This window comes from Methanoculleus sp. DTU007, assembly GCF_001512385.1.
Lineage (GTDB): Archaea > Halobacteriota > Methanomicrobia > Methanomicrobiales > Methanoculleaceae > Methanoculleus > Methanoculleus thermophilus.
The window spans coordinates 1-12,517 of record NZ_LFRO01000106.1 but is presented as its reverse complement, the minus strand read 5'-3'; the positions used below and the strand labels follow the sequence as shown (position 1 = coordinate 12,517).

Annotated in this window: 14 protein-coding genes and 1 pseudogene; 8 read left to right on the top strand and 7 right to left on the bottom strand. The window is 55.7% G+C overall.

Annotated elements, in window-relative coordinates:
- Both ACI94_RS11010 and ACI94_RS11005 read left to right on the top strand, forming a co-directional pair.
- Positions 1-246: pseudogene (locus ACI94_RS11010) on the top strand (ABC transporter ATP-binding protein); the annotation flags it as partial.
- Between the two features lie 43 nt (positions 247-289).
- Positions 290-1,027: a DUF5714 domain-containing protein gene (locus tag ACI94_RS11005; protein WP_066954572.1), complete on the top strand. Its 738-nt coding sequence runs from the start codon at positions 290-292 to the stop codon at positions 1,025-1,027.
- On the opposite strand, the gene ACI94_RS11000 is transcribed toward ACI94_RS11005, so the two are convergent.
- The gene (locus tag ACI94_RS11000) at positions 987-1,178 is read right to left on the bottom strand and encodes a hypothetical protein (RefSeq protein WP_273259067.1); all 192 of its coding nucleotides are present in this window, start codon (positions 1,176-1,178) and stop codon (positions 987-989) included. The genes ACI94_RS11005 and ACI94_RS11000 overlap by 41 nt on opposite strands.
- A gap of 110 nt (positions 1,179-1,288) precedes the next feature.
- Between ACI94_RS11000 and ACI94_RS10995 the strand changes: the two genes are divergently transcribed.
- Positions 1,289-1,993 (top strand): metal-dependent hydrolase, encoded by a 705-nt coding sequence (locus tag ACI94_RS10995; protein ID WP_066954566.1) that lies wholly within the window; start codon positions 1,289-1,291, stop codon positions 1,991-1,993.
- On the opposite strand, the gene ACI94_RS10990 is transcribed toward ACI94_RS10995, so the two are convergent.
- Both ACI94_RS10990 and ACI94_RS10985 read right to left on the bottom strand, forming a co-directional pair.
- Positions 1,976-2,572, bottom strand: coding sequence for a flagellin (locus tag ACI94_RS10990; RefSeq protein WP_224732797.1), 597 nt, complete (start codon positions 2,570-2,572; stop codon positions 1,976-1,978). The two genes, ACI94_RS10995 and ACI94_RS10990, sit on opposite strands and share 18 nt — an antisense overlap.
- The gene (locus tag ACI94_RS10985) at positions 2,556-3,113 is read right to left on the bottom strand and encodes an archaellin/type IV pilin N-terminal domain-containing protein (RefSeq protein ID WP_286681416.1); all 558 of its coding nucleotides are present in this window, start codon (positions 3,111-3,113) and stop codon (positions 2,556-2,558) included. The genes ACI94_RS10990 and ACI94_RS10985 overlap by 17 nt, the downstream gene beginning before the upstream one ends.
- 265 nt (positions 3,114-3,378) lie before the next feature.
- Here ACI94_RS10985 and ACI94_RS10980 point away from each other — a divergent pair, with 265 nt between their 5' ends.
- Positions 3,379-4,023, top strand: coding sequence for a DUF1616 domain-containing protein (locus tag ACI94_RS10980; protein ID WP_083524709.1), 645 nt, complete (start codon positions 3,379-3,381; stop codon positions 4,021-4,023).
- Positions 4,024-4,143: 120 nt separating this feature from the next.
- On the opposite strand, the gene ACI94_RS10975 is transcribed toward ACI94_RS10980, so the two are convergent.
- Complete coding sequence (locus ACI94_RS10975) at positions 4,144-5,391, bottom strand: PAS domain-containing protein (RefSeq protein WP_066954557.1); 1,248 nt, start codon at positions 5,389-5,391, stop codon at positions 4,144-4,146.
- Between the two features lie 191 nt (positions 5,392-5,582).
- On the opposite strand from ACI94_RS10975, the gene ACI94_RS10970 reads away from it, so the two are divergent.
- Positions 5,583-6,353 carry a hypothetical protein gene (locus tag ACI94_RS10970; protein ID WP_066954554.1) on the top strand — a complete coding sequence of 257 codons (771 nt, stop codon included), beginning with the start codon at positions 5,583-5,585 and terminating at the stop codon, positions 6,351-6,353.
- Here the strand turns inward: ACI94_RS10970 and ACI94_RS10965 are convergent.
- Positions 6,323-7,072, bottom strand: a complete 750-nt coding sequence (locus ACI94_RS10965; protein ID WP_066954552.1) for a winged helix-turn-helix domain-containing protein — start codon at positions 7,070-7,072, stop codon at positions 6,323-6,325. The two genes, ACI94_RS10970 and ACI94_RS10965, sit on opposite strands and share 31 nt — an antisense overlap.
- A gap of 192 nt (positions 7,073-7,264) precedes the next feature.
- On the opposite strand from ACI94_RS10965, the gene ACI94_RS10960 reads away from it, so the two are divergent.
- Positions 7,265-8,374 carry a TIGR04013 family B12-binding domain/radical SAM domain-containing protein gene (locus ACI94_RS10960; RefSeq protein WP_066954549.1) on the top strand — a complete coding sequence of 370 codons (1,110 nt, stop codon included), beginning with the start codon at positions 7,265-7,267 and terminating at the stop codon, positions 8,372-8,374.
- A 3-nt stretch (positions 8,375-8,377) separates the two neighbouring features.
- Positions 8,378-9,019, top strand: coding sequence for a metallophosphoesterase (locus tag ACI94_RS10955; RefSeq protein ID WP_066954546.1), 642 nt, complete (start codon positions 8,378-8,380; stop codon positions 9,017-9,019).
- Here the strand turns inward: ACI94_RS10955 and cyaB are convergent.
- Both cyaB and ACI94_RS10945 read right to left on the bottom strand, forming a co-directional pair.
- Complete coding sequence (gene cyaB / locus ACI94_RS10950) at positions 9,009-9,536, bottom strand: class IV adenylate cyclase (RefSeq protein ID WP_066954544.1); 528 nt, start codon at positions 9,534-9,536, stop codon at positions 9,009-9,011. The genes ACI94_RS10955 and cyaB overlap by 11 nt on opposite strands.
- Before the next feature lie 43 nt (positions 9,537-9,579).
- Positions 9,580-11,067: an AAA family ATPase gene (locus ACI94_RS10945; RefSeq protein WP_066954541.1), complete on the bottom strand. Its 1,488-nt coding sequence runs from the start codon at positions 11,065-11,067 to the stop codon at positions 9,580-9,582.
- Between the two features lie 305 nt (positions 11,068-11,372).
- Here ACI94_RS10945 and ACI94_RS10940 point away from each other — a divergent pair, with 305 nt between their 5' ends.
- A complete protein-coding gene (locus tag ACI94_RS10940) occupies positions 11,373-12,104 on the top strand; it encodes a peptidylprolyl isomerase (RefSeq protein ID WP_066954538.1) in 732 nt (243 codons plus the stop codon).
- Positions 12,105-12,517 lie beyond the last annotated feature (413 nt).

Here is a 12,517-nt window from a genome sequence, read left to right as displayed (position 1 = left end):
ATCCTCGACGAACCCACATCGGCGCTCGATATGCAGACCGAGGATCAGATCCGGCAGACGCTCGAGATCCTGGTCAGAGATCGGACGACGATCCTCATCTCCCACCGCCCCTCACTCCTGACCCTCGCCGACCGGGTCCTCACGATCGAGGACGGAGAGGTGCGTGAGTACCGGGAGACCGAAAGCACCACATGGACTCGCTCCGACCGCCCTTCCGGATCCCTGGGCCGATCCACCGTCCCCTGATCACGGCTTTATGCTTATTGGATGCTGCGACCCATCCTATGGTATGGATCGTAAGGTCGGATGCCTGATCTGCGGAAGAGATCTCGTGTATAGCAAGGAAGCCCGGGATGTGACGTGTGCTGTCTGCGGCAAGACCTGGAGCACCACGGCGACCTGCGAAGCGGGACACTTTGTCTGCGATCGATGTCACAGCCTGGAGGCTCTCGATCTCATCGAGGAGTTCTGCATCACGACAACACTCGAGGACCCGCTTGCCATTGCCTGCACCCTGATGCGTCATCCGGCAATCAGGATGCACGGGCCAGAGCACCACTTCCTCGTGCCAGCAAGCCTCATCGCCGCATACTGCAACCACCTGGGGGAGCCGGGGAGAAAGGGGGCACTGCTCCGGCAGGCGCGTGCGAGGGCCGGGACGGTCCAGGGAGGATTCTGCGGCACTCACGGTGCCTGCGGCGCGGCGATCGGGACCGGTATCTTCGCAAGCCTGATCACCGGGTCAACACCCCTAAAGAAACAGGAGTGGTCGCTCGCAAACCAGATGACCGCACGCAGCCTGATGATGATCGCCCGGCACGGCGGTCCCCGGTGCTGCAAACGCGACTCATGGCTTGCGATCCGGACGGCGGTCACCAACCTTTCCGAGCGGTTCGGCGTAGCCCTCCCGTCGGAGGGGAAGGTGCGGTGTGAGTTTGGTGATATCAACCGCGAATGTCTGAGAGAGGCGTGCCCCTTTAACCGGACTACTCGACCGGATGGCCCACCATCCGAAGAAGAGTTATAATGATGCCATAGCCGATGACGGTCCCAAGAAGCGTCGCTGCGACGGCAATGAAGCCATCTCCCCACTGCATCCGGATCCACCAGCCCGCCGCACTCCCGATTAAGAAAGAGGCGAATATGATGATGAGTTCATGCCGAACGAGCATGACCATAGCGTTTTCCTGCAGAGTATATCAAAAAGTGTGTGCTCTTGCCGCTCATATCGGTTGCGGGCATCCAAAACCGCAGAGTTATTAATCAGCCAGCATCGAACTCATGAAGAATGTTCATCGCCTGCCACCTCTTTGCGGGTCTCATCCTGGGCCTCGCACTCTCCATACGCCTCAATGATCGGCGGCTCATCGGTTTTGCTGCTCTTGGGGCCCTTCTCCCCGACCTGATCGACAAACCGGTGGGACATATCCTTCTTGCGGACTCGCTCAACTACGGGCGAATATTCGGGCATGGCCTCCTCTTCCTCGCACTCCTCTTCATCGCAGGCATTATTTTCAAGAGAGAGCGAGGATCGCCTGCAGTCCTCGCTGTTGCGGCAGGCGTACTCATCCACCAGATCCTCGATACAATGTGGACAGACGCCATAACCTGGTATTTCCCGCTCCTTGGCCCGTATCAGCCCTACGAGTTCACAGACTACTTCGGCAACGCTATTCTCGCGGAGGTCTCTTCCCTCTCGGAGTGGATATTCCTCGTCGCGTCGGCAGGCATCGCCCTTGCCGCCTGCCGGAACCTCCGACCCGACCTCTCCAGGATCGCCCGCATGCTCGTCCGTGCTTCCATCCCGCTCCTAGGGGTCCTTACCATAGCCTCCCTCTATGCCTGGGCGACCGGTATTGCAGGGAGCATCCTGATGGCCGGAGCGGGGCCGGGGGATTACCTGCTGCTTGCAGTCGTGGGGGCCATCGGGATCGCCGGAGTGACCGGGCATCAGAATTTCCTGGGCATCAACCCCTCAGGGCAGTTTGGTTAAGGCGCTGATACTGCCCGGGACAGTCCTCTCAACCCGGAGCGCCGTCCGACCCGCGGGTTTGATCTCGATGGCGAACGTCCCATATGGAGCGCAGTCTTGTCTGTTGTTTAGCCTTATGTGCAGCACATACTCCTCTCCAGCTTCAAGAAGAAGATCGGAGTCATCATTGAACCGATCCTGGATACTCCAATAGCCCGCTTCGGGACTATCGGTAAGAAGAGGAATATTTTGTCTGATTGGATCCACGTGATGAGGACCGGTCAATCGGAGAGAGACCGTGGTCATATCGATCGGTTCGCTGCCGCTGGTGAGTTTGATCGGGATGATGATGGAGTTGAGGTAGTCATAGGGAGGTGAGCTGACACCGTAGACGGTTCCCGAGACCATGCAGGCCGAACCGGCCTGTCGGATTCCCTGGTGGATGGTAGACTGACTCTCACCTGAGAAGAGAAGACCCATCGTAAGAACAACGTAGCCAAAGACGGCAGCGACCACGACAAAGGCGATCAGGACGATCGCCGCCTCGAGCCCTGTGAACCCGGCATCCGGCGGGCCGACCGCATCAGAAGAGCTCGACATATGCATTCTTTCCAATCCCGGAGGGAACTGTTCTGGTCAATGAGGCAGTCGCCCCTTCCGCGGCAGTTATACCAAGGGTGAACGTATCCCCCGGTCCGATGCCCACACTCTCCAACTTCCTCAGTTCCACCATAACGACCTCTCCTGCCTCCAGAACAGGTCCGCCATCTTTCGGATACCGCCACGTTAGGGTTACATCGCCGGGAGGAAGCGTGACAATCTTCTCTTTTGTGGCGATGGTGTAGGTCATGCTCCCCATATCAAATGCAGCGAGATCGGTCATGGTCTCAAGATCGAAAACAATGCGCTCAACGAGATCCCGACTGCTGTCCATCTTGACGATGACCACATCCCCCAGACGGAGAGCGGAACCTGCATCCATAAGGCCGGCATGCATGACTTCCTGGCTCTTTTGCGATGCAAATATCCCTGCTCCGAGTACGACGTATGCAAAGATCGACGCAATCACAATGATTGCGATGAAGACGATGGCCGCCTCGAGCCCGCTAGAAGCTTCTCTGTTCCAGCCTTCCCGGGGCATATCTGGCACTCAACCGTACTTTCGTTATGTTGTATTTATAGACATCGATCATATCTGAACAAACTCAAAAAACTTAGGGTGAAATAAAGATTATTTCTGGTATAAGCTGGAGACCTATTGCTTGATATGAGATTATATGAAACAGCAGACGCTGATTACGATTGAACCAGTTTTAGAATAGATCGCCTTCTGTCGTAGCAAAGATATGACAAAGGCCCGTCTCAGGGAACGATTTTTATAGCATGGCTCATCATGGTTTAACTGAATGCCTCTGGAAGCCGCGATAGACCTTCTCATAGGTTTCCCTGCCTTATACACCATCCAACCCGTAGCCGCACTCATCATAGCCGCCATATCGCTCTTCGCTTCAATACATACCGCGGCGATAGAGGAGAAGTCCTCCAGCAGATCCATATCCCGGCTCAATCAGGCCCTGATTGTCATCCTCACGTTGGTTCTCCTTGCGGCCATTGTGATGACTGTATTCATCGTCGTGAATCCAAAAGAAGGCGAGAAGTACACCGAGTTCTATATCCTTGGCCCAAAAGGGAGAGCTGCCGATTATCCAACCGAATTCATGGCCGGGACACCCCAGACGGTCATCATCGGTATTGGAAACCACGAGTACCAGGACATCACCTACACGGTGGAGACATATGCCATAGAGAGCAGGCTTAATAATGCGACAAACCGGTCAACAGTCGTCTCGGCAACGCTTCTGGACCGATTCTCCGTCACAGTGCCGCACAATCAGACGGTGGAGCAGCCCTACTCCTTCCGGATCATGGACCCGGATGTAAACAGGCTGGAACTCCTTCTCTTCAAGGAGACGCCCCCTGAAGAGATCCCAAAGAACAGTCTCATCGGTGCCGGTTACCGCAACCTCCACCTCTGGCTGCGGGTGCATTGAGTGGTCGTGCGCAAATCGGGATCAAGAGGGCATCCACATGGAGCGTCCTCCCATTCTTCTGGGAAGAGATGCAATAGACAAAGGGCTATGGTTACTCCCTTCAATCATATGCTTTGGACGTCAGTCGAGGGGAGCATGCGTATCCATGAATAAGCCGGATTGATGCGACACCTGTTTGGCCAAACCAGATACGGGACGCGTGATCTCAGTCCGAGGCGGGGCATCCAGATCGAGATCGTCTCGCAGATGGTGTTTCCGCAGGAATTCCCTGGCGCTGAGCGACGCGGCGTATCCACTGTCCAACTCCCTAAGAACCCCATCAATGATCTCTGCCTGCTTAACGATCTTTTCAGCGATCTCACCGCCCTGCAGATCTGCAAGGCCGACGATGACGGCAAGCGGGTTTCTGATACGATCGCCAAGGCAAGCCAAGTGCTCGATGTTCTGATCGAGTTGCGCAGAGATCTCCCGCCACCGACTGTCATCGGTCTTCTGCTGTACGACCGCGATGATCCCGGCGAGGTTGCCCATACTGTCGCTGATCGGCGAGAAACCAAGACTCATGGCAATAGGAAGCCCCTGTACGCTCATAAAGAGCGCCTCCATTGTGCGTGGTTTTTCGATCGGATCGGAGCGTCCTGCCGAGTTTCGGGAGACACGTTCCAGAAAGCAGACCTTCTGGAATTCAGCAATAGAATCTCTGGTCATCAAAAAAGAGAGGTGTTTTCCTGCGAGATCTTCGGGGCGGTACCCGAGAAAGCGCTCAACCGACGGGCTTACTGATGTTATGATGAGGCTTGAATTGAGAGAGATGACCAGATCCGACGAGAGAGCTACCAGAGTTTCAAACAGATCGCGAGCCTCCTGAAGGCGCGCCTCCAACCGATCGGAGCCGCTGGTGATGTGATAGATATCCAGGCGCGCACCTCGGTTCCGCCCTACAGGGATCACGATGCTTGAATACTCCACCCAGATATTATCGGTCGATTTACGGGATATGCAGTATCGTCTTTCCGGGATCTTTTCGTAAAAGAAACAGGCACTGATAAATTCTGCCTTAAAATCCTCACCGTTAGGGAAATTTGGAGAGATACAGCGGGAGACAAACTCAATGGCGTTCATTCCGACGGTATCGTATCTGTTCACCCCGAAGAGATCCTCGATAGCCCTATTCATCCAGATCACTGTCTGATCAGGGGCAATCAGTACAATTCCATCCTTCTGGTAGCCAACCAACAGCGTCAGGAGGTCCCCGGTGGACGTCGCAAAATGAGAGCCGGCATGAGGGCAACAACCGCCATGGTAAAAATGAGCATCAACTACCGGCCCCTGTTCCGGTCTCTGCCCATCGGTTCTCCTGTGCTCCATACTCCCGCCCAAGAATAATAATCAGTCTTTCCAGGATATACTTTGAAAATAACCCATATAAATGGCTTTCTTGTTATTTCACTGACGTATTACACGATTTTTGAGAAATAACAATGTTGCTGAGTTGATACAACAGTACTGTACAATCTCCATCAGAATGGAATATTTTCCTCTTTCCGATCGTATACAATATGCAAGCATACAGTCTAATCATCTCGATACTTGTGGTTACGCTTTCAGGAGCCCTGAAACTACAGTTTGCATATGGATTCCTCGGTAGCCACGTCCCGCTCACTGAATTTGTCGCCGCAGCGTTCATTGCCTACGCAGCCTATGCGTTTGATCGTGGTGTGGAGAATAAAGAGGATGAGAAACGAGGAACTCTGTTCAAAAAAGCACTCCTGCTAACAGCAGTCTTCGCGACGATCGGAGCATTCGCCCTTTACCCAAACCCCGCCCTGGTCGTGCCGTTCCTCGTTGCATACCTCTATACAAAGGGCATCGGAGGATATCGGCTGAAAGGCGGTAAAGGCGTGAAAAACTGTATCGTCGCTCTTACCTGGTCACTCGGCATCCTGATCTTCCTCGGTACCATCAGCCTGCCGGTCATGTTGGTTTGCCTCTTCTTCTTCTGCAAAAGTTTTGTCAACACCGTCATCTACGATGTCCGCGACATCGATAAAGATAAGATGGCGGGGATCCTGACCATCCCGACAGTCCTCTCCCGGACGCAGGTCACCGCCCTGCTGCTCGGACTCAGCCTGATCACTCACATGACAGTCATCGGTGCATACTTCTCAGGTTTCATCGCCGGTATCGACGTTCTGCTCATCAGCTCGATCCACAGCACCATCTACATCATTGCTTACTGTAATGGGTTCGAGATGTTTCGGAACGCGCTCGTCGATGGGGAATGGATCCTCTATGCAGGCTATATAATCCTGCGGGATTGCATCCTATAATGCTGGATGAGATCCCTTCCAAACTTTATTGCTTCCGGGGACGTCGCAATGAGGTCCCTCGTGAAGTCGTAACTTCCCGACTTATAGAAGAACCCGATCGAGAGGAATGTATCTGTGACTGTCGCAGCGATCCCGGGAGTTTCTGGGATGAGATACACCTCAAGATTGCTGTAATCTTCCAGCGGATAGGTAGAGATAATATCAAGGACTTCCTGTGTGACCACAAGAGAGATCGTCTCGAGACTCTCCGCCAGGCCCTTGAAGAACTCAGGGTAATCGGGGAAGAGAATCGGTGAGTCTCCGTAGATCTCCCGGGTTTTCCTCAGGTTGTTGATGAAAACTCTGTGAGGCTTTAAGATATCGGATGGTTCAGAGACGATAATCTCGGCATCCCGGATCTCACTGAGGCGAAGAGCGAACTCGTCCGGGAAAGCGATGGTATGGTCCGGAAAGGCTTCATAGAGTAACCTGAGGGTATTGATACTCTCTTTGAACCTCTCAAATACGACGAGGTTGGCATATCCCCTATCAGTCAGCGAAACCTCACCGTCAGCTTCTCTGACAAACCCCACTTTCTTGAGGTAATTGACCGTGAAAGCGTAGGTTGAGGAGGGTATATGCTTTTTAATCTCATCCTTGGTTTCCTGCCGCATGAGTGCATCAAGAACCTCAATCCGGCGTTCACTCGAAAAGATCCGCATGAAATCGGTGATCTTCATGTATATCTTAATACTTCGTCGACATCGTCAGATTAATCTTGTTCTTTACAGAGATGATACATTGAACGCCTCTCCATGAACGCCCCTCCAGAGCCGAACGTTTCCCGGCTTTGAGGGTGAGTCGGCATCAAGACTGCTTCTGCCGGCCCCAAACCCCGGACAAGACCGCAGACGATAACCTTTCGCACACCCATGATCGTTAACTGGCGAGCCATACCCCAGGCAAACAACTCCCTCGCTGCCCTCTCCGCGGCATGCGAGAGTGACGGCTACCACCTCCAGATCACCGACGAACCGCTCGACGATGTCACCATCTACAGCCTGAACTCCATCAACGAGCGCCTCTACCGTGACGAGATCGCGGGGGCGGACTGCATAACCATCGCAGGGGGGCCCCACCCTTCAGCATGCTACCGGGAGGTGGCAGAATATGCCGATTACGTCGTCGTCGGAGAGGGGGAGTACACGCTTCCCGCTCTCCTTGCCGCAATCGAGGAGGGGAGGGATCCACCCCCGGGTGTCGCCACCGCCGCCGGCTATACGCCGGCCCGCCACACCGTCCTCCTCGACGCTCACCCGCCCTTCTCGCAGATCAAGGGCTTCATCGAGATCACCCGGGGATGCCCGTTCTCCTGCGGGTACTGCCAGACACCCCGTCTCTTCGGACGGTGCATGCGCCACCGCTCCATCGACGAGATTGCCCGATATGCCTCACGTTACCGTGACATCAGGTTCGTCACCCCGAACGCCTTTGCCTACGGCTCTGATGGAGTCCATCTCCGACTTGATCGAGTGGAGCGGCTCCTCCGGAGCCTCGATGGGCGGATCTACTTTGGAACCTTCCCCGGTGAGGTGCGCCCGGAGTCTGTCTCGCAGCAGTCCATCGATCTCATCCTTGACTACTGCGCCAACACCCGCCTGCACTTTGGAGCCCAATCGGGGAGCAATGCGGTGCTCCGTCGCCTGCACCGGGGGCATACCGTCGAAGACGTTATTTGTGCCGTCGAACTCTGCCGGGAGAATGGGCTCGTCCCGATCGTCGATTTCATCGTTGGCCTGCCGTTTGAGAGCGACGATGACCAGCGCGCTACGCTCGACCTCGTAAGGTTTGTCACCCGGGCAGGAAAAGCGCATATTCACTATTTTATGCCGCTACCCGGGACCCCACTCTCAAATGAACAGCCTCGCCCCCTTCTCCCTGAGACGGAGAAGGTTCTCGGCAAACTGGCGCTCGGTGGTAAAATAACCGGTTCCTGGATGGATCATGAGATAAGGTTTTTTAGGCGCACTTCTCACCTATAGTGCATGACGGATGTGCTACTCTTAGCAGATCTGCACGGTAACTACGGAAAGCTTGACGCTTTTCTCAGCTACGACTACGATGCAGTCATCATTGCAGGCGATATCACCAATTTCGGTCCACTTGAGCCTGTAGATTCGGTGCTCTCCAACTTCGAAGTACCGTGTTTTGCAATCCCCGGAAACTGCGATCCCCGCGAGATCATCGATGTGCTCGAGCGCTCGGATGCGGTATGTCTACATGACTCGTGGATCGCTCTCGGCAAGATCACGCTTGCGGGTCTTGGAGGTTCGAACAAGACCCCGTTTGACACACCGTTTGAATTGACGGAAGAAGAGATCGATGATAAACTCACCCGGATAGTCAACCATATGGATAAGAACGTTTACAACGTCCTGATCTGTCACGCCCCACCATATGAAGCGCTGGACTTGGTCGGTGATAATCACGTCGGGAGCCAGAGCATACGCAAGCACATGCCCCAATTCGACCTGATCTGTTGCGGCCATATCCATGAGGCACGGGGCATAACCGAGGTCGATGGCGTCACTATCGTCAACCCCGGGCCCGCTTCAGAAGGTAATGGAGCTCTCATCCACTTCGGGACGGAGCCGAAAGATATTCATATCGATCTTATCACTGTTTAGACAACAGCATCTCCAGATACGAGGTGTAGATTGGTGGACCGTCTACACCCAATTCTTTTGCAGTCGCCCCAATTCGTGCGGCAGCATCATCTCTGTCGCTTTCCGTCAGGATCTCGATCTCGATGAATGTCCCCAGATCGTCGACATCATCAAGCGTCACCGTCAGATCGCCCATCTCATAGATCTCCCGCACCTTTGAGACCGTAGCAGCCCGACGGAAACCGAGACGGGAGAGGATCGCCTCAAGGGTCTCCCCCGACTCCACCGCAAGGTTGAACTCCTCGCGGGCCTTCGCGCTCCCGACCCGGACTTTCGGTCCCTTGTAGGTCACGGTAGATCCGGCATCATCATACCTGACCCTTAACGCCTCGTCGGTCTCTCCAAAATCCCGGTGTGGAGCGTTATAGTAGACGTCACGCTCCTTCTGTCTGGTAATCATCCGCGCTTCCAACCGGACAAGCCGGTTCCTGACGCTTTCGAGATCGGGAACAGCAAATTTTGCTTCTACTTCAAGCATACTCGTCGCGCTAGATCACTCTCTCGGGAACCGCGATAAAACCTCATGGAACGGCCCGGACCGGGCTAGCGATCTTTTGTCGAATCAGATCTCTCTGCTGCTCTGCAGCAGCGAGGAGGGCGTCGTCCCCAAGATATCCCGCAGCGGTGATAGCCCGTTCCGTGAGCACGAGAGCGGTATCGTAGTCCTCACGATGGTAGAACCGAAGCCCGAGTTCGAGGTTTAAGTCTGCAGCTTTTTCGTACTCCTGCGCGTGGAAGAAGTGGCAGGCAAGCGAGAGAAGAGCGTGCAGCCTGCCGGAAAGACGGTGCATGGACCGCTCAAAGCAGTCTGCTGCACGGGCATTGAGCGCGGACTTTGCATCGTCTGGGAGCTCGCGCCTGCAGTGCTCCTGTAAGAGTGGGTGGGCGAAGGCGTACTCCCCACCCGGAAGCCTCCGGAATATGCCGATCTCCCGCAGCCGGTCGGCAAGGCTCGAACCTTCAAGACCGAGCATGCAGGCCACAACCGGTACCGGGAACGGGGGGTTTAAAACAGAAAGTTCCCTGGCCCAATCCTTCCAGGACTCAGGGAGCCCGCTATAGGCAAGATCAGCCGGATCTCTACTACCGGTGAGGAGATCTGCGATCTTTTCCAGGGTTGGGTCAAGCCCCCGGTAATTCAGTGTGTTAAAGCAGGCCATAAGGCCAAACGGGTTGCCGGCGGATTCCTCGAGGAGACCGGCGGCGGCCTCGTTAATGGTGAGATTAAACCTCCTCTGTGCCAACTCCTGGATCTCACTAACCCGCATTTCGGAGAGGCGTATCGTAGAAAAGCCGAGGTTCCGGATCTCCTCCTGCATGGTCGGGTATCCGGGGCACGTCCCATCCTCTGCCCGGCAGGTGAAGGCAAGAAAGATTCCCGGCGGGAGATCGTGCATGATGTCCAGAAGGAGGCGCCGATCAAGGCTTGAAGCAAGATGGACATCATCGAGCAGGACTGCAGCCACACGGCCGGTCACGCTCATCACCCTTCCGAGCTCCTGGAGGAGTTCGAGGAAAGCCTCGCGCACCCGGTCGTACCCGACCTCGGGCGACTCGGCGAAGACGCCGATGATCTCTTCCCCGGTCTTCGCAAGGAGGCCGACCGGCTCCACCGGGGCGACGTACTTCTCAAGTACATCGCCGGCATACCGGATCGCCTCCCTCATGCTCTCTAGACCAAGATCCCCCCCAAACCTTGCGGTCGCAGCGTGCCTCCGCAGGTCTTTCAGGAGGTCCCGAAAGACAGAAAAGATCATTCCTGGAAGGTCGAAGACCTCTCCCCGAAGGACTGGGGACTGGAGGCCGCCGGGACGCTCCTGCACCTCGTATGCAAGCCAGTTCAAGAGCGAACTCTTCCCGATCCCCGGCGGACCGGAGATCATCACAGCCTGTCCTCCTGCACGGGAGAGGAGAGCCCCAAGATGCTCACGCTCCTCCCTTCTGCCGCAGAACTCTTCAGGGGGGCAGGGGGCATACGAGACGCCCCCCCACCCGTCGCTGCACCTCATCCATGATCCTCCATCCCCCTCTATCACGGGCATACTTCAATATTTGGACCGGAGCCTCCAGCACCTGCCGGGCATCCCGTGATACCAGTCCAGGCCTATGATACTGTCCAACCGTGCCCGGGAGGCGGCAGAGACAAGAAGCAGCCCTGTATGGGGCCAGTCATGCGCTCCCGGAAGCGGGGCGGTAAACAGTATAAATACACCTCCTTCCAAATAAATTAGAACAACTAGACGCAGGCTTGCAGCGGGCCGGTGCAGAGACGTGCCGGGGACCGCAATGCGATCTGCTATCCAAGGTGAATGGAATGGCACTTCAGGAAGGAGACTTTATCAGGCTCAGGTATACCGGCCGCTTCGATGAGACTATCTTCGATACAACGGATGAAGAGAAGGCAAAGGAAGAGGGGATCTACAACCCGCGGGCAGAGTACGGTCCGGTCACCGTCCGTCTGGGGAGCCACCACATCATCATCGGCCTTGAGGATGAACTGATCGGCAAAGAGGTCGGCGCCGAGGGAGAGGTTGACGTCCCGCCCGAGAAGGGATTCGGGTCCCACGATGACGCAAATGTCCGGTCTGTCCCGGTCTCGCAGTTCCGCGAGAAGCCGAAGCGCGGGATGCGGATTGAGGTAGAGGGGCGCGAAGGCGTCGTCGTCGATGTTATCGGGAGGCGTGCGGTCGTCGACTTCAACCACCCGCTTGCCGGAAAGACCCTGACCTACTCCTACACGATCGTCGAGAAGGTCGAGGACCCCATTGAGCAGATCAAAGGCCTCATCAAGCTCTACTCGGGCCGGACCGACATCGGGATCAGCATCACCGATGGCGTGGCAGAACTGGCGCTTCCTCCCGCGATCGTATATGACCGGCGCTGGATGATCTGGCGGGGCACCCTTGTCCGCGAGATATTCGAATACTATCCCGACATCAAGAACGTCGTCATGAAAGAGACATTCCCGCGCCCTGAGGAGACAAAGGCCGCTTTTGAGGTCCCCGAGACCGAAGAGACCCCGAAGACGGAAGAGACTGAGGAGTAATTCTCCTCAGCTCTTGAGTTTCGCTTTTTTGGAAGACATTTCTGCGTTAACCTACATCTTTGAGATCCTGTGAGCGTGGGATGGCCTTGCCTGAGATATCAGGCTGCCCATCACGCATTGCGGATCTGGTTTCCCTGCGGATATCACCACGCAGGGGAGAGCGACGGTTCGTAGAACCGGAGCTTGAGCACCGCCAGGTGCGAAGATCGGCACCATCCATTACAAGGTTTCTGCCAGTGGAATGATCGAGGGAAAATCCGGGATACTGGACTGTGGGGGCATCGCATTGCAGGGGTGGGTTTCAGGGGAGTACGATGTTCCAAAGGAGCGGAGCTCGACCACCGCCAGGTGGGGAGGGGGGAGCATCCCCCCTCCCCTATCCTGTCTCTTATACACATCTGACGCTGCCGACG